Below are 20,295 nucleotides of genomic sequence, written 5' to 3'. Positions count from 1 at the left end.
CGACCGCACCCGGGTGGGCGATTCGGCACATCCGGTCGTCCCCGCGGGCGCCGGTGGGTGAGAATGTCGGCATGCCGCAACTGCGCATCGCACTGGCCCAGGTCAACACCACCGTCGGCGACCTCGAAGGCAACGCCGAGCTCACCGTCGAGTGGACTCGCAAGGCCGCCGAAGCAGGCGCCCACATCGTCGTCTTCCCGGAGATGTCCCTCACCGGTTACCCCGTCGAGGACCTCTCCCTCCGCCCGACCTTCGCCTCAGCCTCGAAGCAGATGGTCGAAGCGCTCGCCAAGCGGCTCGAAGACGCCGGCTGTGGCGAGGTGCTCACCTACATCGGCTACCTCGACCTGGACGAGACCGGCCCGCGCGACGCGGCCGCCGCGCTGTACCGCGGTGAAGTGGTCGCCCGCCAGTTCAAGCACCACCTGCCCAACTACGGCGTCTTCGACGAGCACCGCTGGTTCAAGCCGGGCCAGGAGCTCGAGATCGTCCGCTTCCACGGTGTCGACGTCGGCATGGTGATCTGCGAGGACGTCTGGCAGGACGGCGGCCCGATCTCCGCGCTGGGCAAGGCCGGGGTCGACCTCGTGGTCGCGCCCAACGCTTCGCCCTACGAGCGCGCGAAGGACGACATCCGCCTGCCGCTCATCGCCCGCCGCGCGGCCGAGGCCGGGGCGCCGCTGGTGTACACGAACCAGATCGGCGGCCAGGACGACCTCGTCTTCGACGGCGACTCGATCGTGGTCGGCGCGGACGGCCGGTTGCTGGCGCGCGCGCCGCAGTTCGTCGAGCACCTGCTCGTCGTCGACACGGACCTCGTCGCCGGCGGGCACACCGCCGAGGGCGAGTTCGAGGGCCTGCGGGTCAAGCGCCGCGTGCTCAGCGAAGACGCGGTCCCGGCCTACACGCCGAGCACCGAGTCCGCGATCAGCGAACCGCTGTCGGACGAAGCCGAGGTGTGGCACGCGCTCGTCGTCGGTCTGCGCGACTACGTGCACAAGAACGGCTTCTCGTCGGTGACCTTCGGGTTCTCGGGCGGCATCGACTCGGCGGTCGTGGCGGCGCTGGCCGCCGACGCACTCGGCGGCGACAACGTCTACGGCGTTTCGATGCCTTCGGAGTACTCCTCGGAGCACTCGAAGGGCGACGCCGAAGACCTCGCCCGCCGGATCGGCGCGCACTACCGCGTCGAACCGATCGCGGACATGGTCAAGGTCTACGTCGAGCAGCTTCAGCTGACCGGGCTCGCCGAGGAGAACATCCAGGCCCGTGTCCGCGGCATGCTGCTGATGGCGCTGTCCAACCAGGACGGTCACCTGGTGCTGGCCACCGGCAACAAGACCGAACTCGCCGTCGGCTACTCGACGATCTACGGCGACGCCGTCGGGGCCTTCGCGCCGATCAAGGACCTCTTCAAGACGCACGTCTGGCACTTGGCCAAATGGCGCAACAAGGAAGCCGAGAAGAACGGCGAAACCCCGCCGATCCCGGAGAACTCGATCACCAAACCGCCCTCGGCGGAGCTGCGGCCTGGCCAGCTGGACAGCGACTCGCTGCCCGACTACCTGATGCTCGACGACATCCTCGACGACTACATCGAGGGCGACCGCGGCTACGTCGACCTGGTCGACGCGGGCTTCGAGCCGGAGACCATCGACCGCGTGGTGCGGATGGTGGACAAGGCCGAATACAAGCGCCGCCAGTATCCGCCGGGCACCAAGATCACGTTCAAGGCGTTCGGGCGGGACCGGCGGCTGCCGATGACCAACGGCTGGCGGGAGGGCACCGTCGTGACCCGCTCAGCTCAGCGCGACCTGCTTCCCGGCTGAGTTCGTCAGCACGGCCACCAGGCCGGGCTTCGTGTCGCGCCGGACGAGCATGTCCATCCCGAGTGCGCGGACCGCGGCTTCGACCGCGGCCGGCTCGGGGTGGACACCGGTGACCATGAGCAGCGGGATCGACGGGAGCCCCCGCGTCGTCGGATGCGGGGTGCTCCCCCAGTCGATGAGGAAGGGCGCGAGCCCGTCGAGGCCGCCCGCACCGGTGAGGCGCCAGGTCAGCAGTTCGCCGTCGTCGGTGGTCCGTGACATCTCCGACGCTTCGCCCGGGTCGTAACCGCGTTGGCGTGCCTCCGCGATCGCCTCGTCGATGCCGTCCACACGCGCTGCCCAGGTGATCAGGGCGGGAGCGGTCAGCTCGTCGATGCCGAACGGACGCGGCCCGATGTGCTCGGGCTGGTCCGGGTCGGGACCGACCACCTCGAGGTAGGCACCGGCGCCCAGATCGGCCAGGTAGTTGGCCGTACCGAAACCGACATGCCTTCCGCCGCGTACCGGCGTGACACCGGTCAGCTCGGCGACGCGCTCGACGGCCTCTTCGAGGTCCGGCCCGGCGTAGACGAGGTGATCAAGCACGAGGTCGCTCATGTCCATACTCCTACCGCAGCGCAGGCTCCGGCGGCACCGCGGCCTGGCGATGCATCCGAAACTGTCGGACCGCTCTCGTACCCTGGGCTCATGACGGCACCGGGCTACTCCGTGTTCGGCACCGCGATCGGCGACTGTGGCATCGCGTGGAGCGAACGCGGGGTCGTCGCGGTACAGCTCCCCGAGGGCAGTGAAGAGAAGACGAGGGCGCGACTGACCGCGCGCCTTCCCCACGCGACCGAATCCACACCGCCGGAGGAGATCCAGCGCGCGATCGACGGGATCATCTCGTTGATGGACGGCAAGCGCACGGATCTCACCGGCGTCGAACTCGACTACGAAGGAGTACCGGACTTCCACCACCGCGTGTACGAATTCATCCGCACGATCCCCGCGGGCAAGACGCTGACCTACGGCGACATAGCGAACATCCTCGGCATGCCCGGCGGCGCGCAGGCCGTGGGGCAGGCGATGGGCCGGAACCCGGTCCCGATCATCGTGCCGTGCCATCGCGTGCTGGCCGCCGGCGGCAAGGACGGCGGCTTCTCCGCGCGCGGAGGGGTCGCCACCAAGCGCCGGATGCTGGTCATCGAAGGCGCTTTGGCGGACGAACCGACCTTGTTCTGATCGCTGTGGGCTTTAGTCGCTCTGACCCGGCGACCAAGGCTTGAGCCACGGCGTCTCCGGCCAGCCTTCCGCGGCGGCCATCAACGGGATCGCCGTCGCGCCGTCGATGTGCTCGCGGATGATGTCGGCGTGCCCGGCGTGCCGCGCGGTCTCCTCGATGAGGTGGAGCAGCACCCAGCGGACCGACCACGCGTCGACGTCCTTCGGGTACCAAGGCACGCCCTTCGGCACCGGGACCGGCTGGCCGAGGTCGGCGATGTCCGCGATGACGTCCGAGGTACGGCGGGCGACTTCGTCGTAACGCGCGAAGACGTCTTCGAGTGTCTCGCCGTCAGCCATCACGTAGCCGGCTTCGTACTCCTTCATGGCCTCGTCCATCGGCTTCGAGGGCTTCTGAAGGAGGATGTCGATCCAGCCGTCTTCAGTGAGCGCGGTGTGTTTGATCAGGCCGCCGACGCTTAGTGAGCTTCTGGTCGGGACGGCTCTGGCCTGTTCTTCGGTGAGGCCGTGCGCGGCGATGCGCAGGACGTGGCGCTGCTGCTCGAGGTACGCGAGGAGTCCTTCGCGCTCGTCGGCGACCGGGGGAACGTTTCCAGCCATGGTGGCTCCTTCCGTTGGAAGGGGATCATGACACCCGGCACCGGCTTCCTGGGGCGATTCGGCCAGGAAGGGAGCAAGGGACCTTTGCTACCACTTACCCCTGCGGACGCACGAACGGGAACAGCACCGTCTGCCGGATCGACGCCCCGGTCAGCATCATCAGCAGCCGGTCGACGCCGATGCCGAGCCCACCGGTCGGCGGCATGCCGTGTTCGAGCGCGAGCAGGAAGTCCTCGTCCAGCTCCATCGCCTCGACGTCTCCGCTCGCGGCGCGCAGCGACTGGGCCTCCAGCCGCCGTCGCTGCTCGAGCGGGTCGGTCAGCTCGGTGTAGGCCGTGCCGACCTCGGAGCCGAACGCGATCAGGTCCCAGCGCTCGGCCAGCCGCGGGTCCACGCGATGTTGCCGGGTCAGCGGCGAGACGTCGGTCGGGTAGTCGGTGTAGAAGGTCGGCAGCACCGTCGCGCCTTCGACCAGATGCTCGTGCGCCTTCAGCACGAGATCGCCGTGCCCGGCGTCCTCGTTCACCGGCACCCCGGCCGCGCGGCACAGCCGCTGGAGTTCGGCGACGGAAGTGCTCGCGTCGATCTTCTCCCCGAGCGCCGCCGAGACGGCTTCGTGCACCGGGATCACCGGCCAGTCACCGGAGATGTCGTACTCGACGACCTTCCCGTCCGGCCCCGGGCGGCGAACCACCTGCGCGCCGTACGCGGCCTCCGCGGCGCACTGCACGAGTTCGCGCGTCAAGGTCCGCATGGTGTTGTAGTCGGCATACGCCTGATATGCCTCCAGCATGGTGAATTCGGGGTTGTGCGTCGCGTCGACACCCTCGTTGCGGAAGTTCCGGTTCAGCTCGAAAACGCGCTCGACGCCCGCCACGCAAAGCCGCTTCAGGTAGAGCTCGGGCGCGATCCGCAGATACATCCGCATGTCGTAGGCGTTGATATGCGTGATGAACGGGCGCGCGTTGGCGCCGCCGTGCACGGTCTGCAGCATCGGCGTCTCGACTTCGAGGTAGTCGCCCTGGTGCAACCGCTCCCGCACCGCGCGCACGACGGTCGAGCGCATCCGCAGCATCGCCGTCGAGTCCGGGTTCACCGCGAGGTCCAGGTACCGCTGCCGCACCCGCGTCTCCGGGTCGGTGAGGCCTTTTCGCTTGTCCGGCAACGGATGCAGACTCTTCGCCGTCACGGTCCATTCGTCGACGAGCACGGAAAGCTCACCGCGCCGCGACGTCACGACCTGCCCGCTCACGCCGACATGGTCACCTAGGTCGATGCCTCGCCGCCAGCCGCCGAGGTCGAGCACGGAGGCGTCGAGCATCAGCTGGATCTCGCCGCTGAAATCCTTGATCCGCGCGAAACAGAGCCCACCGAGGTTACGCATCGCGAGCACCCGGCCCGCGACGCGGACCCGATGACCGGTGTGGGTGTCCGGGCTCAGATCGCCGAACTTCGAAACGACGTCGCCGAGCAGATCCTCCCGGGCGAAACCGACCGGGTAGGGGTCGATTCCGGCTTCCCGCAAGCGGTCCAGCTTCGCCATCCGCACCCGGACCTGGTCGGGGCGTCGCACCGGTTTCGGCGCGGGAGTGGCCGCGTTCGCTTCGATGCGGTGGACTTCGACGACGAATTCCTCGGTGACCGTCTCCAGTTTGAGCGCCCGCCCCGATCGTCCTGTCGGGACGAAACCTTCGAGCGCGCCGGCGACGATGCCGACCCGCGGCAACCGTCGAGCCGAGGAATAGCACAGGAAACGCGGCTCCCAGTCGGGCCCGTACTTGGCGTTGGACCGGTAAAGCGATTCCAGCTGGAAGAACCGCGACGCCATGCTGAGCACGCCGCGCCAGGCGCGCAGCACCGGGCCCGCGCCGATCCGCTCCCCCTCGGAGAAGACCGCGCGGAACATCGCGAAGTTCAGCGAAATCCGTTGCGCGCCAAGGTGGGAACTCGCCGCGACGACCTCGGCGACCATGTACTCGTTGAGCCCGTTCTCGGCGTCGCGGTCGCGCCGCATCAGGTCGAGCGACAGGCCGCGACGGCCCCACGGCACGAACGACAGCATGCCGCGAAGCTCGCCCTTGGCGTCGTACGCCTCCACCATCACGCTGCGACCGTCGCTCGGATCACCGAGCCTGCCGAGCGCCATCGAGAACCCGCGCTCGGTCTCCGCGCCGCGCCACTGCTGCGCGTGCAGCAACAGCCCGGCCATTTCGTCGGCCGGGATTTCGCTGTGCCGCCGGACTTTCGTGCTGTATCCGGCCCGTTCGATCCGTTTGACCGCTTGCCGGACCGAACGACGTTCCGGCCCGGCGAGGCTGAAGTCGCGGACGTCGAGGACGGCTTCGTCGCCGATTTCCAGCGCGCGCAGACCCGCGTCGGCGTAGACCTTCGCGCCGCGTTCGCTCGCGCCGAGCACGCCGGGCGTCCAACCGTAGGTGCGTGCCTCGTTCAGCCAGGCGCGGACCGCGTCGGGCCAGGCGTCGGGATCGCCGATGGGATCCGCGCTGGCGACGCTGGTGCCCGCGAGCACGCGGTAGGCCACGGCGGCGCGGCCGTTCGGCGAGAAGACGACGCTCTTCTCGCGCCTGGTGGCGAAATAGCCGAGAGAGTCGTCTTCGCCGTGTTCGGCCAGAAGACGGCGTACGCGCAGTTCTTCCTCGTCTGTCCTCAAGCGACGGCTGCGCACCCCGCGGAAGAGCGTGTACAGCGCGGCCGTCGCGACGGCCGTCGCGCTGAGGTCGAGCACGAGGTCGAGCCACGCGGGCCCCTCGCCGATCCCGACCCGGCGCAGCTGGATGTTCTCTCCGGTCGTGTGGTTGACGACCCAGGCGAACCGCGCCCAGGTATCGGCGAGACGGCCGGGGAAGGCTTCGCTCAAGCCCCAGCCGACGAGGATGACCGCGGCCAGGCCGCCGAAGAGCACCGTGAGACCGTCGCGCCAGGCTCCGGGCGCGAGCCGGGCGGGGAACGCGGGCCGCAGGATCCAGAGGAACGCGATCATCCCGATCGAGATCAGGTCGGCGATGGCCAGCACCCACACCTGGTGTGGAATGTGCCGAACCTGCCACGGGCCCAGTTTCAACAGCTCGGGTGACCACAGCAGGGCGGCCTGGAAGGCCAGCGTCACCGCCAGGCCGCCGACCTGGAACAGCAGGAGCGTGTAGAGGGCCGCGCGTTTGCGGCGGCGGAGCGCGGCGCCGAGGACGACGAGCAGCAGGACGATCACGAGGCTCGCGTTCGTCGGGATGCTCAAGGCCGAGAAGGCGATGTCACCCGTCCTGAGCACCGGCCCCTTCACGCCGCCGGCGAGCAGGAGGATCACCGAGAACACGGCCGCGAGCTGCACGAGGGTGGCGACGATCCCGCCCGCCCTCGCCTTCCACGGCGCGACTCGGCCCACTGGGTTTGCCATTCTGGTCCTTCGCGGTACACACAGGAGATCGACAGCTGTACTTACTTGACGTCACACAACCCTGTGTGGTTGTCAACGATCATCATCCTCTGGTCTGAATTTCCCCATCCGCGGGCGTGACGCCGCCGTGTGAAGCTGGTCGCAGGGCCTTGGGAGCGGTATCCGGGCATGTCACGCTTTGTCTTGTTCAGCTCCACGACCCGGGGACCTCTTGGAGGCCTCGAGGGAAGGACGGTCGACAAGGATGTCTGCCACCGAAAAGGATTCCGGCGAGCTCACCGCTCCGTACGGGACCGGCGCGGCGCCCCAGGCCACATCTGGGAAGAAGGTCCGCGTACATCACCTTCGCGACATGAAGGAGCGCGGCGAAGCCTGGCCGATGCTCACCGCCTACGACATGTACACCGCCGCACTGTTCGACGAAGTGGGCATTCCCGTGCTGCTCGTCGGGGATTCCGCGTCGAACAACGTGTTCGGTTACGACACTTCGCTTCCGGTGACCGTCGAGGAGCTGCTTCCGTTGGTCCGCGCGGTCACCCGATCGGTGAAGCGGGCCCTGGTCGTGGCCGATCTGCCGTTCGGTTCGTATCAGCTTTCACCGCAGCAGGCGCTGGAGACGTCGGTGCGGTTCATGAAGGAAGGCCGCGCGCACGCGGTGAAACTCGAAGGCGGGCGGAAATTCGCTCCGCACGTCGAGGCGCTGACGTCGGCCGGTGTCCCCGTGATGGGACATATCGGATTCACGCCGCAGAGTGAACACAATCTGGGCGGCTACCGCGTCCAGGGGCGCGGCGAAGCGGCCGAAGCGCTGCTCGCCGACGCGCTCGCCCTGGAGGAGGCCGGCGCCTTCGCGGTCGTCATGGAGATGGTGCCCGCCGAAGCCGCGAAGCGGATCACGCACGAGCTGAAGATCCCGACCGTCGGCATCGGCGCCGGGCCGGACTGCGACGCGCAGGTGCTCGTCTGGCAGGACATGGCCGGGCTTCGGCGCGGCAAGACACCTCGCTTCGTGAAGAAGTACGCCGATCTCGCCGGCGTGCTCGCCGGGGCCGCGTCCGCGTTCGCGGAGGACGTGCGGCGAGGCGAATTCCCGGCGCCGGAGCACTCTTTCCACGACTAACCCGCCTCTGACCTGCGAAAAGAGAGCAAGGGACCTTTGCTACCACTCCTGACCGAGGAGCGTGGTAGCAAAGGTCCCTTGCTCTCGTCGCGGCTGACCGTGTGGGTTTCTGGTCATCTAACGTCCCAAAATCCACACGGTCAGTCAGCGTCGCTACACGGAGTAAGGGGTATGTGGAATTGGGGACACTCAACGTCCCTATTTCCACACACCCCCCACCCGCCAGGGAGCGCGGTAGCAAGGTCCCTTGCTCCCTTTCCAGGCGGTCCTTGACCGACCACCCTCCTTTAGTCGTTCACGTATATGAACTTCAATCATGTCCTTGACTCTCATTCGTAAAGAGGCTTAACGTCTAGCCCGTCGCCGCCACGACCGAGTTTCAATCCCTCGACGAGGAGGACCACGGATGCGTGTTCGTGAGCGGATTCTGGCCGTTGCGGCCGGTGCGGCCCTGCTGTCGACGCTGGCGGCGTACCCGGCACAGGCCGCGACGGTCCGCGTCGGGACTTCGGAGCAGCTCACGGCGGCGCTCGCTTCGGTCACTCCGGGCACCGTCATCGAACTCGCGGCCGACACGACTTTCACGGGCAACTTCAAGGCGGCGAAGAGCGGCACGTCCAGCAGCCGCATCACGCTGAAGGGTCCGCGAAGCGCGGTCATCAAGGCCTCGGCCGGGCGCACACTCGAACTGACCGGCAGCTACTGGAACCTGACCGGCTTCACCCTCACCGGTGGACAAAAGGGCCTGATGGCGACAGGCGTCAAGAACACCGTCGTCGACGGCATCAAGGTCGCCGGCGTCGGCCACGAGGGCATCCATTTCCAGTACACGAGCACCGACAACGTCGTGAAGAACTCAGAGGTGACCGACACCGGCCGCGAGTACGCGGGCTACGGCGAAGGCATCTACTTCGGTTCCGCGAAGGGCAACTGGCCCGGCGGCACGCCCGACCGGAGCGACCGGAACAAGGCGCTGAACAACAAGATCGGCCCGAACGTGCGAGCCGAGTCGATCGACATCAAGGAAGGCACCACCGGCGGCGAACTGCGCGGCAACGTCTTCGACGGGACCGGGCAGAGCGGCGAGCACTTCGCCGACAGCTGGGTGGACATGAAGGGCAACAACTACGTGGTCGCGGACAACCGGGGCAGCAAGGTCTTCGTGCACGACGCGACCTACGGCGGCTTCGAGGTCCATGTCCAGCTTGACGGCTGGGGCCGCGGCAACACCTTCTCCGGCAACACCGCGGACGTGCAGTCCAGCTACGCGTACGGCTTCTATCTCGTGAAGGCCGCGACGGGCAACAAGGTCTGCGCGAGCAACAAGGTGACCGGTGCCGGGAAGGGATTCGCGAACGTGGCCGCCACGGCGGGCTGCTGACGCGACCGAAGACCGGGGGCCCGCTCAGCCCGGCGGCGGGGGCGGGCCCCCACCCTTCGGACACTCGCCGATTCGGGCAGAGTGTTCTTATGGATGACCTGTACCCGCCGATCCAGGTGCGCGCCGAGGGCATGCTCGACGTCGGCGACGGGCACCGGATCTACTGCCAGGAAGCCGGGAACCCGGACGGCAAACCCGTGGTCGTGCTGCACGGAGGCCCTGGTAGCGGCATCTCCCCCATGGCCAGGCGGCATTTCGACCCCGAGGCCTACCGGATCATCCTGTTCGACCAGCGCGGCGCCGGCCGCAGCACTCCGCATATCGGCGCACCGGATGTCGACCTGTCGGCCAACACCCTCTGGCACCTCGTCGCGGACATGGAAAAGCTGCGCGAACGGCTGAATCTCGACCAGTGGCAGCTCTTCGGCGGCTCATGGGGCGCGACCCTCGCCCTCGCCTACGCCGAAACCCACCCGAGCCGCGTCAGCGAGATCATCCTGCGCGGCGTGTTCACCGTCCGCCGTGGCGAACTCGACTGGATCTACAACGGCGGCGCCGCGAACCTCTTCCCCCGCGAGTGGGAAGACTTCCTCGCGCCGATCCCCGAAGACCTCCGCGACGACCCGCTGTCGGCCTACCGCGAACTCGTCTACCACCCCGATCAGGCTATTCGGGAACGTGCGGCCATCGCTTGGAGCACCTGGGAAGGCGCGATCGTCTGTCTGCGCCCGGATCCCGCCTTCCACAACCAGTACGCGTCGCCGGAGTTCGCGGTCACGTTCGCCCGGCTGGCGCTGCACTACTTCTGCCATGGGGCGTGGCTTGAGGAAGGGCAGCTGATCCGGGATGCCGGGAAGCTGGCTGGGATTCCCGGCGTGATCGTGCAGGGCCGGTACGACGCGGTGTGCCCGCCGGCGACCGCTTACGAACTGCACCGGGCTTGGCCGGACTCGAAGCTGGAGCTGGTGGAGGCGGCAGGGCATGCGGTGACGGATCCGGGGATGCTGGCGGCACTGCGGAAAGCGACGGATTCGTTCCGACGGCGCTGACTTCGGCCTGCGAATGGCCGATGACAAAGTGGAGTCAGACCAATAGCGTTCTCCTTGATCATCGTCCTTGGGGGGATCCGGGTGTCTTGATCGTCGCGTTGAGTCATGCCGCGTCCGCGGCACATCTTCGCCCAGGGCACGCGCGCGATCCGACGCCTTCTGGAGCTCTCTTCCTCCGAAGAAAGCAGGTCCGATGCGCACTCGAAGATCCATCGCCGCCGCGACGGCGATCTTGACCGCTCTCGGCGTCACAGTCGTCACGGCACCTGTCGCCGCGGCGGCGCCGGTACTGCCCGCCGGGTTCGTCTTGACCGATACGCCGACCGGCCAACCGGCCGGTGACCTCACCGACGTGGCCTATCTGCCTGACGGCGGCGTCCTCACGACCGGCAGGCATGGCTCCGTACGCTGGACACCAAAGGGCGGACAGCCGAGTGAAATCGCGTCGATCCCGGTCTACACCGGGGGTTCACTCGGTTTGACGAGTATCGCGGTGGCCCCGGATTTCGCCACCAGCCGAACGATCTACACCGCACGAGCACTGTCGAACGGCGGCGACCGGGCCTTCCGCGTCAGCCAATGGCAAGTGCAGGGAACGGACGCGCCGACCGGGCTCACCGACGAAAGACCGGTACTTCAGCTCCCCGCGAACTCCGACAGCCGGGGCATCCAGGATCTCGCCGTCGATCCGTCGGGCGGAGTGCTCTGGATCGCGGTCGGCGACAACGCCGCCGACCAGGCACCCGGAACCGCCACCAAGGACACCGTGGACAAGTTCGCGCTGCGCGCGCTGGACCCGGGTCAGCCGACCGGGAAGATCCTGCGGGTCACCCCCAACGGCGTCGGCGTCGGGAGCAATCCCTTCTACGACATGGCCACGCCGGATTCGTGGCGCAGCCGCAACTATCTCAGCGGGCTCCGGGATCCGCGGATCACGCTCGACCAGCGTGGCGGAATCGTGGTCACGGACAACGGATGGGCGGCCCGGGACGAGGTGAACATCGCCCTGCCAGGCCAGAACCAGAAATGGCCGTGCTGGGAAGGAACCGGCAAGACACCCGGCTACCGCGACCTGGCCGAGTGCGGCAACGTGCTGAACACCGCGCCGCTGACGGAAACGGCACGCCACACGAACGGCGACATTCTCGGTGGGGTCTTCTACGCCGGTACGTCGTACCCGGAGTCCTACCGTGCACGGCATTTCGTGGCGGACAAAGGCGCGGGCACGCTGTCGACGCTGAGGTTCGACAGCGCCGGCAAGGTGGTCGATCAGCCCGCGGTACTCGCGTCCGGGATCGGCAATCCCGCCGCCCTCGCGACCGCGCCCAACGGGGACATCGTGGCGGCGGACGCGAGCACGTCGACCCTACGGCGGTTGAGCTACCTTCCGGCCAACAAGGCTCCTGTGGCCTCCTTTGACGTCACCATCGACCCCGGCACCCGCACGGTGCGGTTCGACGCGAGCGCTTCGACCGACCCGGACTTCGACGACCTCGGCTACGAATGGGACTTCGGCGACGGCGATACCGGAACCGGACGCGTCGTGTCCCACGTCTACGACGCCGCGGCCGAGAAGGTGACCGTCACCCTGACCACAAAGGACAGCCACGGGACGGCGACGAGCACGACCCAGTCCGTCACCCCCGGCACCGCCGGTCCGACGGTCACGATGTCCTCGCCGGGGCCGGACGCGCGCTTCCAAGCAGGCGAGTCGATCAGGTTCACGGCGAAGGCGACCGATCCCGTCGATGGGTGGCGCAACGTCTACTGGACGGCGGAGCAGGTGATCTGCCCGGTTCAGGACAGCTGCACGACCAGCGTGCGCACCGGGTCGGATGAAATCTTCTCGCTGGTTTACCCGCGGGACAACGACAGCAAGATCATCATCACCGCGTACGCGACCAGCAGCCGAGGTGTCGTGAGCAGGGAGCGGTACGTCGCCCTGCCGCGGCTGGCGAGGGTCTCGATCGGTGGGTCGCGGGAGGCCCGATTCGATGTGGGCGGCGGTCAGGGCCAAGCCGTCGACAGGTGGGTGACCGTCGGTTCCGGGGTCTCGGTCACCGCACCGTCGACTGCGTTCGACGGAGCGCCGTTCACCCGGTGGGCAGACAACTCCAGTACGTCACCGAAGCGCGAGTTCATAGTGCTCCCGGGCGAAACGCAACTACGTGCCGATTACCAGTCGCCCATCGAGAAGCGCTACGCCGAAGACGCCCCACTTCAGGGAAGACTGGGTCCCGCAACGGGGATCGAGGTCATCGAAGACGGTGTTCACTGGCGTCCTTACGCCTACGGTCGTCTCTACTGGACGCCGAGGACCGGTGTGACCGCCGTCTCCGGCGCGATCCACGAAAAGTACGTCGCGCTTGGCGCGCATGCCTTCCTCGGAGTCCCGACCACGGACGAAGCCGCGGGTAAAACGACCAACGGTCGCTTCAATCAGTTCGAGGGCGGCCCTGCGACCGGCGCCGGGACGATCTATTGGGAACCAGGCTTCGGCGCGATGGCGATCTATGGCCCCATCCGCGACAAATGGCTCGAGACCGGATCAGAAGCAGGCCTACTCGGTCCCCCGACCACCGATCAAGCGGCGACGCCGGACGGGACTGGCCGGTACAACCACTTCGCCGGCTCGTCGATCTACTGGACGGCCGCTACCGGAGCGCACTACATCAAGGGCGAAATCCGGAACAAGTGGCGAGCACTCGGCTGGGAAAGGTACTTCGGTTATCCCACCACCGATGAGAGCGGGACTCCGGACGGTGTGGGCAAATACAACCACTTCAGCCAGGCAGGCTCGATCTATTGGACGCCGTCGACAGGCGCCTACGAAGTCCACGGGTTGATCCGTGCGCGGTGGTCGGCGATCGGCTGGGAGAACGGAGTCGGCTATCCCATCACCGACGAGACGTGGACACCTAGCAACACCGGGAAGTACAACCACTTCCGCCAGGGCGGCTTCGATCACTCGATCTACTGGCGTGCGGGAACGAACGTCGCCTGGGAGGTCAAGGGATTGATCCGTCTTCGCTGGCGCGACCTCGGCTGGGAGACCTCGTACCTCGGCTTCCCCACCAGCGGCGAATACAACATCCCGACCGGTAAGCGCAGTGACTTCCAGTACGGCTACATCACCTACAACGGATCGACAGGAGCGATCGAAGACCGTCGATACTGAGTGAGACGCCGGTGCGGCCCGCAAAGGGTCGCACCGGCGTTTCGCCGTCTAAAGCCGTCCGCCCGACGTCGTGTCGCCGGAAAGCCGTTGCGCCAGATAGACCGGCACCGTCGAGGCCAGGATCAGCACCGCCGCCACGACGTTGACGATCGGCGCCTGGTTCGGCCGGAACAGGTTGTTCAGGATCCAAATCGGCAGGGTCTCCAGCCCGGTCCCGAGGGTGAACGTCGTGACGATGATTTCGTCGAACGACAGGGCGAAGGCGAGCAGGCCGCCGGCCAGCAGGGCCGAACGCAGCATCGGGAAGGTCACCAGCCGGAACGTCGTGAGCCCGTCGGCGCCGAGGTCCATCGACGCCTCTTCGAGGTTGCCGCCCATACGCCGCAGGCGGGCGACGACGTTGTTGAACACCACCACGATGCAGAACGTCGCGTGCGCGACGATGGCGGTGAACAGGCCGAGGTCGATGCCGAGGATCGTGCGGAAGGCGTTGTTCAGCGCGATACCGGTGACGATACCGGGCAGCGCGATCGGCAGGATGATCAGCAGCGACACCTGGTTGCGGCCGAAGAAGCGGTACTTCTGCAGTGCGAAGGCCGCCATTGTGCCCAGTACCAAGGCGATCGCGGTGGCCGCGAGTCCTGCTTGGACACTTGTCCACAGTGCGTTCAGCGCGCCTTCGTTCTCCGCGGCCCGGCCCCACCATTCGAGGGTGAAGCTCGACGGCGGCCAGCCGAAGGTGGTGTCCGCGTTGAAGGAATTGAGCAGGACCACCAGCAGCGGGAAGTAGATGACGCCGAGGCCGAGCACCAGCGCCGCCAGCAGCAGGTATTTGGTCGTCCGGGAAAGCCGCATCGCGCGCTCCTACAGGTTGTCCAGCGCGCCCGTGCGGCGCACGGCGGCGAGGTAGGCGAGCATGATCACCACGGGCACGGTCGCGACGGTCGCCGCGAACGGGAGGTTGTTGGCCGCGCCGATGTTGTCGTAGACGACGTTGCCGAGCATCTGCGACGTGCCGCCGACGATCTTCACCGCGATGTAGTCGCCCAGTGACAAGGAAAACGTGAAGATCGAGCCGGCGACGACGGCCGGGAAGGTCACCGGCAGCACCACCGAGCGGAACGTCCGGAACGGCCGGGCACCGAGGTCGCTCGCGGCGTCCACCAACGAGTTCGGCAGCCGTTCCAGGCCCGCGTAGATCGGCAGGATCATGTACGGCAGCCACAGGTACGACAGCGTGATCACGGTCGCGAGCACGCCGTAACCCGGGGTGTCGAGGCCGAACGGGTTCAGCAGCCAGTGCAGGACTCCGTTGCCGGACAACATGGTCCGCCACGCGTAGGCCTTCACCAGGTAGCTCGCCCACAGCGGCGTCATGACGGCGATCACCAGGAGCCGCCGTGCCCTCGGTGAGGCGAATTTGGCCATGTAGAACGCCATCGGGAAGGCGATGATCGCGGTGACCACCGTGACCAGCGCGGCGATCCCGACCGTCCGGAGGGTGATCGTGCGATACACCGCGTCGCTGAACAGGGTGAGGAAGTTGTTCAGCGACCACTCGGTCACGACCTGGCCGGTGAAGACGTCGGTGCTCCAGAACGCGGTCACGAACAACGCGGCCAGCGCGCCGAGGTAGGCGAGGCCGAGCCACAGCATCGGCGCGGAGAGCAGGATTCCCAGCCGTAGCTTGGGTTTGCGGTACAGGTAGGCGGAGGCTTTCCGCCGTGGCGAGTCGAGGGTGGTCGTCATCATCTTCCGCCTTGAGATGGGACCGGGAGCAGCCGGCGTGGGGGGCCCACCGGCCGCTCCCGGAGTCGGGAGGTCAGCCCTTGATCTCGGTCCAGGCGCGAGTCCACTCGCCGTAGTCCTTGCACTTGACGTCGGTGCGGCCGTCGAGGCACTGCGTGATCGGCGTCGTCCAGTACTGGATCTTCGAGGCGTACGCGGCGTCACCGGCGTGGAAGGTCTCGCAGTGCGCCTTGTTCTTGGTTTCGGCGCACGCCTTCGGGTTCGAGGGCGATTCACCGAAGTACTCGGCGACCTGGGCGTTCGCCTTCGGGCTGACGATGTGGTTCAGCCACTTGTAGGAACACGTCTTGTGCGGTGACTTCGCGCCCACCATCCAGGTGTCCGACCAGCCGGTCGCGCCTTCGGACGGCAGCACGGACTCGACCGGCGCGCCCTCGCTCTTGGTCAGGTTCACCGTCACCTGCCAGGCGGTGCCGACCACGGCGTCACCGCTCTTGAGTGCCTGGCTCTCCTTCAGATAGTCCGACCAGTACTCCGCGACCATCGGCCGCTGCTGCTTGAGCAGGTCGACGGCGGCCTGGAACTGCTTGTCGTCCAAGGCATACGGGTTCTTGATGCCGAGTTCGGGTTTGTGCGTCTGCAGGTACAGCGCGGCGTCGGCGATGTAGATCGGCGAGTCGTAGGCGGTGATCTTGCCCTTGTACGGGCTGTTCGCGTCGAACATGACCGACCACGACGTCGGCGCCGGGGTCACCTTGTCGGTGCGCCAGGTGAGCAGGTTCGCGCCCCAGCCGTGGGGCACGCCGTAGGAGACGTTGTTGACGCTGTTCCACGGCCGGTTCTTGAGGAAGTCGAAGACGTCGGCGTAGTTCGGCACGAGCGCGGTGTTCACCGGTTCGACGTCGCCGGACGCGATGAGCCGCAGCGACGCGTCACCGGAGGCGGAGATGACGTCGTACTGTCCGGTCTTCATCAGGCTCACGGCCTCGTCGGAGGTGCCGAACGCCTTGACGTTGACCTTGCAGCCGGTCTCCTTCTCGAAGCCGGTGACCCAGTCGACGGCCGGGTCGTTGGAGCCGTTCTCCGCGTAGCCGGGCCAAGCCAGCACGTTGACCTGGCCTTCCGGCTGGCCGAGCTGCGCGAGCGCATCGAGCTTCGGCGGGGTGAAACCCTGTCCGCCGGGCGCGGCGGCGGTCGAACTGGATCCGGAGGTTCCGCAGGCGGCCACGAGCAGGCCGGCGCCGAGCAGGCCGGCGAGCGCGAGTTTCCTGTTCTTCATTGAACAACCTTTCGGTACAGGGGGAGAGCTAACCGGCTTCGGGGACGCGGAAGCTGTGTTCGTGCCGCCAGCTCAGGCGGACGCGGCCGCCTTCGAAGTCCGCGGGTTCGGCGGTGTTCTGCCGGACCACGGAGAGCTGGCCGCCGGCGTCGAGGGTGACCTCGTAGCGCACGGTCGCGCCGGCGTAGACGGTGTCGGTGACCGTGCCGGTGGCGCTGGTCTCGCCGACCCCGGCGGATTTCGAGAGATCGGCGTCGATGCGGATCTTCTCGGGGCGGATGCTGAACACACCGGGTTCGCCGATGATGTTCTCGGCGCCGCCGCCGCTGAGCAGGTTCGAGGTGCCGACGAAGCCGGCGACGAACGCCGTCGCGGGCCGCTCGTAGACCTCGACCGGTGAGCCGACCTGTTCGATGCGGCCGGCGTTGAACACCGCGATGCGGTCGCTCATCGTCAACGCCTCGTCCTGGTCGTGGGTGACGAAGATGAAGGTGATGCCGACCTCGCGCTGGATCTGTTTCAGCTCGGTCTGCATGGTGTGGCGCAGTTTCAGGTCGAGCGCGCCGAGCGGTTCGTCGAGCAGGAGCACCTTGGGCCGGTTGACCAGCGCCCTGGCGAGGGCGACCCGTTGCCGCTGACCACCGGAAAGCTGGTCGGGTTTGCGCTCGCCGAACTCGCCGAGCCGGACGGTGTCGAGAGCCTCCTTCGCGCGTTGACGGCGCTCCGCGCGGGGGACGCGTTTCACCCGGAGGCCGTACTCGACGTTCTGCTGCACCGTCATGTGCGGGAAGAGCGCGTAGTCCTGGAAGACGGTGTTGACGTCGCGGTCGAAGGGCGCGAGGCGGCTGACGTCGCGGCCGTGGAGTTCGATCGTGCCCGCCGTCGGCAGTTCGAAGCCGGCGATCATGCGGAGCACGGTCGTCTTGCCGGAGCCGGACGGGCCGAGCATGGAGAAGAACTCGCCGGGCGGGATGTCGAGGTCGACGCCGTCGACCGCGTGGACCTGGCCGAACTCCTTGCGCAGCCCGCGCAGCCGGATGGCCGGAATGTCGCCTCCACCTGCGGAAGTGGTAGCAAAGGTCCCTTGCTCCCCCGCGGCGGCGGTGGGCGCTTGATGAGGCATGGCGTGCCTTTCGGTGGTCGTCACAGCGCGCTCATCACGTGCTTGACGCGGGTGTAGTCCTCGAGGCCGTAGAGCGAGAGGTCCTTGCCGTAGCCGGACTTCTTGAAGCCGCCGTGCGGCATTTCGGCGACCAGCGGGATATGCGTGTTGATCCACACGCAGCCGAAATCGAGCTTCCCGGCCAGCCGCATCGCCCGCTGGTGGTCGGTGGTCCACACCGACGACGCGAGCGCGTACTCGACGCCGTTGGCCGCGGCGAGCGCTTCGGCTTCGGTCTCGAAGCGCTGCACGGTGATGACCGGACCGAAGATCTCCGTCTGGCTGATCTCGTCGTCCTGGCGGACCCCGGAGATCACCGTCGGTTCGTAGAAGTAACCCTCGTCCCCATGCCGCTTGCCTCCACAGTGGACTATCGCGTGCGCGGGCAGCCGGTCGACGAAACCGGCGACCCGGTCGAGCTGGGCGGCGTTGTTGAGCGGGCCATAGGTGACCGACGTGTCGTCGGGCTTGCCGGTGGTGGTCGCCCGCGCCTGCCTGGTGAGAGCCGCGACGAAGGTGTCGTGGACCTCGTCGGCGACCAGGACGCGCGTCGCCGCCGTACAGTCCTGGCCCGCGTTGAAGTACCCGGCCGCGGCGATGCCTTCTGCGGCCGCTTCGATGTCGGCGTCCGCGAAGACGACTACGGGCGCTTTACCGCCGAGTTCGAGGTGGACGCGCTTCACATCCTTCGCGGCCGAAGCGGCGACTTCGATCCCTGCCCGCACGGAGCCGGTGATGGACACCATGGCGGGGATCTCGTGCTCGACGAGCGCCCGTCCGGTGTCGCGGTCGCCACAGATCACGTTGAGCACGCCGGGCGGCAGGAATTCGGCGCAGATCTCGGCGAGGAGCAGGGTCGACGTGGGTGTCGTGTCGGCCGGTTTGAGCACCACGGTGTTCCCCGCGGCGAGCGCGGGCGCGATCTTCCAGACCGCCATGAGGAGCGGATAGTTCCACGGCGTAACCTGCGCGCACACGCCGATCGGTTCTCGGCGGACGAAAGAGGTATGCCCTTCCATGTACTCGCCCGCCGACCGTCCTTCGAGGACACGCGCGGCCCCCGCGAAGAACCGCAACTGGTCGACGATCATCGGCAGTTCTTCGGCCGCGGTGAGCGCGACCGGCTTGCCGGTGTTCGCCGATTCGACGAGGACGAGGCCGTCCGCGCGGGCTTCGACGGCGTCCGCGATCTTCAGCAGCGCGAGCTGGCGCTGCGCGGGCGTGGTCTCACGCCAGGTTTCGAACGCGGCGGCCGCGACCTTGAGCGCGCGATCGACGTCTTCGGGGCCGGCGACGGCGGCGGTGCAATACGGGCGGCCGGTGACGGGATCGACGATGTCGGCGACCTTGCCCGACGCGGATCCGGTGTACTCACCGCCGATGAAGTGCTTCAACTGCTGCACGAGACCTCCAGGGGCCTGGGGGCGTGAGGTGGTAGCAAAGGTCCCTTGCTCCCTCGTGGGGCTGCGCGGGAGCTAAAACATATAAATCCATAGGTTAAATGACAAGACGATGGTGCAAGATTGCTTCCATCGGGTAGCGGTACGGGCGAAGGGCCACCATGCGTAAGGGGATGTCGCACAGCGCGCGATCAGCGATGTTCGCTCCGCTCGACCAGATCGGCCGGGCGGAAGCGGTCACCGCGCGGCTGGTCGACGCCATCACGCTCGGGCTGCTGGCCGATTCGGAACAGCTCCCGAGCGAAGCCGAGCTGGCCGCCCAGTTCGGCGTCTCCACCGTGACGGTTCGCGAAGCGCTTGTGGCCTTGCGACAGCAGGGCCTTGTCGAGACGCGACGCGGCCGAGGCGGCGGAAGCTTCGTGAAGACGCCTGCCAATCCTTCGGCAGCTTCGTGGCGAGAGCGCCTTCGCACGGTCTCGCTGTCCGAGCTTCGCGACGTCGGCGATCACTACCTCGCGATCGCGGGCGCCGCGGCCAAACTCGCCGCCGAGCGGAGTTCGCCCGAGGACATCGAGCGGCTCGAACTGGCGACCGAGGACATCCGCACCGCCACCGGCGCGGAAGCGTCGCGCGCCGAGCGCCAGTTCCATCTCGAAGTCGCCGCGGCCGCCCAATCGCCGCGGTTGACCCGGGAAGAAGTGCAGTTGCAGAGCGAACGCGGGGGGCTGCTGTGGCTGCCGCTCGAGCCGCACGGCACCCGCGAGAACGCCTACGCCGAACACCGCGCGATCGCCGCCGCCATCGCGCAGGGCGACGGCGAGCTGGCCAGGAAGCTCACCGAGGAGCACATCCTCGAAGCGATAGACCGGCTGGCGGACGTGCATTTAGACCTTCTGGCCCCTTAAGCTGCGG

Annotated in this window: 15 protein-coding genes; 7 read left to right on the top strand and 8 right to left on the bottom strand. The window is 67.5% G+C overall.

The annotated features are described in order from the left end of the window. Window positions 1-71 precede the first annotated feature (71 nt). Entirely contained in the window at window positions 72-1,829 is a 1,758-nt protein-coding gene (locus AORI_RS47045; RefSeq protein ID WP_016331607.1) for an NAD+ synthase, read from the top strand. Here the strand turns inward: AORI_RS47045 and AORI_RS47040 are convergent. Further along, complete coding sequence (locus tag AORI_RS47040) at window positions 1,800-2,426, bottom strand: VOC family protein (protein WP_016331606.1); 627 nt, start codon at window positions 2,424-2,426, stop codon at window positions 1,800-1,802. The genes AORI_RS47045 and AORI_RS47040 overlap by 30 nt on opposite strands. Before the next feature lie 90 nt (window positions 2,427-2,516). Between AORI_RS47040 and AORI_RS47035 the strand changes: the two genes are divergently transcribed. Then, window positions 2,517-3,053 (top strand): methylated-DNA--[protein]-cysteine S-methyltransferase, encoded by a 537-nt coding sequence (locus AORI_RS47035; protein WP_016331605.1) that lies wholly within the window; start codon window positions 2,517-2,519, stop codon window positions 3,051-3,053. Between the two features lie 12 nt (window positions 3,054-3,065). On the opposite strand, the gene AORI_RS47030 is transcribed toward AORI_RS47035, so the two are convergent. Beyond that, window positions 3,066-3,653 carry a DinB family protein gene (locus AORI_RS47030; RefSeq protein ID WP_016331604.1) on the bottom strand — a complete coding sequence of 196 codons (588 nt, stop codon included), beginning with the start codon at window positions 3,651-3,653 and terminating at the stop codon, window positions 3,066-3,068. A gap of 94 nt (window positions 3,654-3,747) precedes the next feature. Beyond that, the gene (gene lysX / locus AORI_RS47025; RefSeq protein WP_043847921.1) at window positions 3,748-7,065 is read right to left on the bottom strand and encodes a bifunctional lysylphosphatidylglycerol synthetase/lysine--tRNA ligase LysX; all 3,318 of its coding nucleotides are present in this window, start codon (window positions 7,063-7,065) and stop codon (window positions 3,748-3,750) included. A gap of 244 nt (window positions 7,066-7,309) precedes the next feature. On the opposite strand from lysX, the gene panB reads away from it, so the two are divergent. The 4 genes from panB (at window position 7,310) to AORI_RS47005 (ending at window position 13,793) form a co-directional block, all read left to right on the top strand. After that, window positions 7,310-8,185, top strand: a complete 876-nt coding sequence (panB, locus tag AORI_RS47020; RefSeq protein WP_016331602.1) for a 3-methyl-2-oxobutanoate hydroxymethyltransferase — start codon at window positions 7,310-7,312, stop codon at window positions 8,183-8,185. Between the two features lie 406 nt (window positions 8,186-8,591). Next, complete coding sequence (locus tag AORI_RS47015) at window positions 8,592-9,566, top strand: right-handed parallel beta-helix repeat-containing protein (RefSeq protein WP_016331601.1); 975 nt, start codon at window positions 8,592-8,594, stop codon at window positions 9,564-9,566. Window positions 9,567-9,655: 89 nt separating this feature from the next. Beyond that, window positions 9,656-10,615: a prolyl aminopeptidase gene (gene pip / locus AORI_RS47010; protein WP_016331600.1), complete on the top strand. Its 960-nt coding sequence runs from the start codon at window positions 9,656-9,658 to the stop codon at window positions 10,613-10,615. Between the two features lie 193 nt (window positions 10,616-10,808). After that, window positions 10,809-13,793, top strand: a complete 2,985-nt coding sequence (locus tag AORI_RS47005) for a PQQ-dependent sugar dehydrogenase (protein ID WP_016331599.1) — start codon at window positions 10,809-10,811, stop codon at window positions 13,791-13,793. A 48-nt stretch (window positions 13,794-13,841) separates the two neighbouring features. On the opposite strand, the gene AORI_RS47000 is transcribed toward AORI_RS47005, so the two are convergent. The 5 genes from AORI_RS47000 to AORI_RS46980 form a co-directional block, all read right to left on the bottom strand. After that, window positions 13,842-14,648, bottom strand: a complete 807-nt coding sequence (locus AORI_RS47000) for an ABC transporter permease (protein ID WP_016331598.1) — start codon at window positions 14,646-14,648, stop codon at window positions 13,842-13,844. Window positions 14,649-14,657: 9 nt separating this feature from the next. Continuing rightward, window positions 14,658-15,542, bottom strand: a complete 885-nt coding sequence (locus tag AORI_RS46995; RefSeq protein WP_016331597.1) for an ABC transporter permease — start codon at window positions 15,540-15,542, stop codon at window positions 14,658-14,660. 73 nt (window positions 15,543-15,615) lie between these two features. Then, window positions 15,616-16,821 carry an ABC transporter substrate-binding protein gene (locus AORI_RS46990; protein ID WP_016331596.1) on the bottom strand — a complete coding sequence of 402 codons (1,206 nt, stop codon included), beginning with the start codon at window positions 16,819-16,821 and terminating at the stop codon, window positions 15,616-15,618. A 28-nt stretch (window positions 16,822-16,849) separates the two neighbouring features. After that, window positions 16,850-17,944, bottom strand: a complete 1,095-nt coding sequence (locus AORI_RS46985) for an ABC transporter ATP-binding protein (protein WP_043848590.1) — start codon at window positions 17,942-17,944, stop codon at window positions 16,850-16,852. 20 nt (window positions 17,945-17,964) lie between these two features. Beyond that, a complete protein-coding gene (locus AORI_RS46980) occupies window positions 17,965-19,386 on the bottom strand; it encodes a gamma-aminobutyraldehyde dehydrogenase (protein WP_016331594.1) in 1,422 nt (473 codons plus the stop codon). 158 nt (window positions 19,387-19,544) lie between these two features. Between AORI_RS46980 and AORI_RS46975 the strand changes: the two genes are divergently transcribed. Continuing rightward, entirely contained in the window at window positions 19,545-20,288 is a 744-nt protein-coding gene (locus tag AORI_RS46975; protein ID WP_034313079.1) for a FadR/GntR family transcriptional regulator, read from the top strand. Window positions 20,289-20,295 lie beyond the last annotated feature (7 nt).

The organism is Amycolatopsis keratiniphila (assembly GCF_000400635.2).
GTDB lineage: Bacteria > Actinomycetota > Actinomycetes > Mycobacteriales > Pseudonocardiaceae > Amycolatopsis > Amycolatopsis keratiniphila.
The sequence above is the reverse complement of the archived record's forward strand: the minus strand, read 5'-3'. Positions and strand labels throughout refer to the sequence as shown.

Bases quoted from the DNA above. Each gene is read 5' to 3' on its own strand.
- AORI_RS47045 (WP_016331607.1), top strand. From the start codon at position 72: ATGCCGCAACTGCGCATCGCACTGGCCCAGGTCAACACCACCGTCGGC.
- AORI_RS47040 (WP_016331606.1), bottom strand. From the start codon at position 2,426: ATGAGCGACCTCGTGCTTGATCACCTCGTCTACGCCGGGCCGGACCTC.
- AORI_RS47035 (WP_016331605.1), top strand. From the start codon at position 2,517: ATGACGGCACCGGGCTACTCCGTGTTCGGCACCGCGATCGGCGACTGT.
- AORI_RS47030 (WP_016331604.1), bottom strand. From the start codon at position 3,653: ATGGCTGGAAACGTTCCCCCGGTCGCCGACGAGCGCGAAGGACTCCTC.
- lysX (WP_043847921.1), bottom strand. From the start codon at position 7,065: ATGGCAAACCCAGTGGGCCGAGTCGCGCCGTGGAAGGCGAGGGCGGGC.
- panB (WP_016331602.1), top strand. From the start codon at position 7,310: ATGTCTGCCACCGAAAAGGATTCCGGCGAGCTCACCGCTCCGTACGGG.
- AORI_RS47015 (WP_016331601.1), top strand. From the start codon at position 8,592: ATGCGTGTTCGTGAGCGGATTCTGGCCGTTGCGGCCGGTGCGGCCCTG.
- pip (WP_016331600.1), top strand. From the start codon at position 9,656: ATGGATGACCTGTACCCGCCGATCCAGGTGCGCGCCGAGGGCATGCTC.
- AORI_RS47005 (WP_016331599.1), top strand. From the start codon at position 10,809: ATGCGCACTCGAAGATCCATCGCCGCCGCGACGGCGATCTTGACCGCT.
- AORI_RS47000 (WP_016331598.1), bottom strand. From the start codon at position 14,648: ATGCGGCTTTCCCGGACGACCAAATACCTGCTGCTGGCGGCGCTGGTG.
- AORI_RS46995 (WP_016331597.1), bottom strand. From the start codon at position 15,542: ATGACGACCACCCTCGACTCGCCACGGCGGAAAGCCTCCGCCTACCTG.
- AORI_RS46990 (WP_016331596.1), bottom strand. From the start codon at position 16,821: ATGAAGAACAGGAAACTCGCGCTCGCCGGCCTGCTCGGCGCCGGCCTG.
- AORI_RS46985 (WP_043848590.1), bottom strand. From the start codon at position 17,944: ATGCCTCATCAAGCGCCCACCGCCGCCGCGGGGGAGCAAGGGACCTTT.
- AORI_RS46975 (WP_034313079.1), top strand. From the start codon at position 19,545: ATGCGTAAGGGGATGTCGCACAGCGCGCGATCAGCGATGTTCGCTCCG.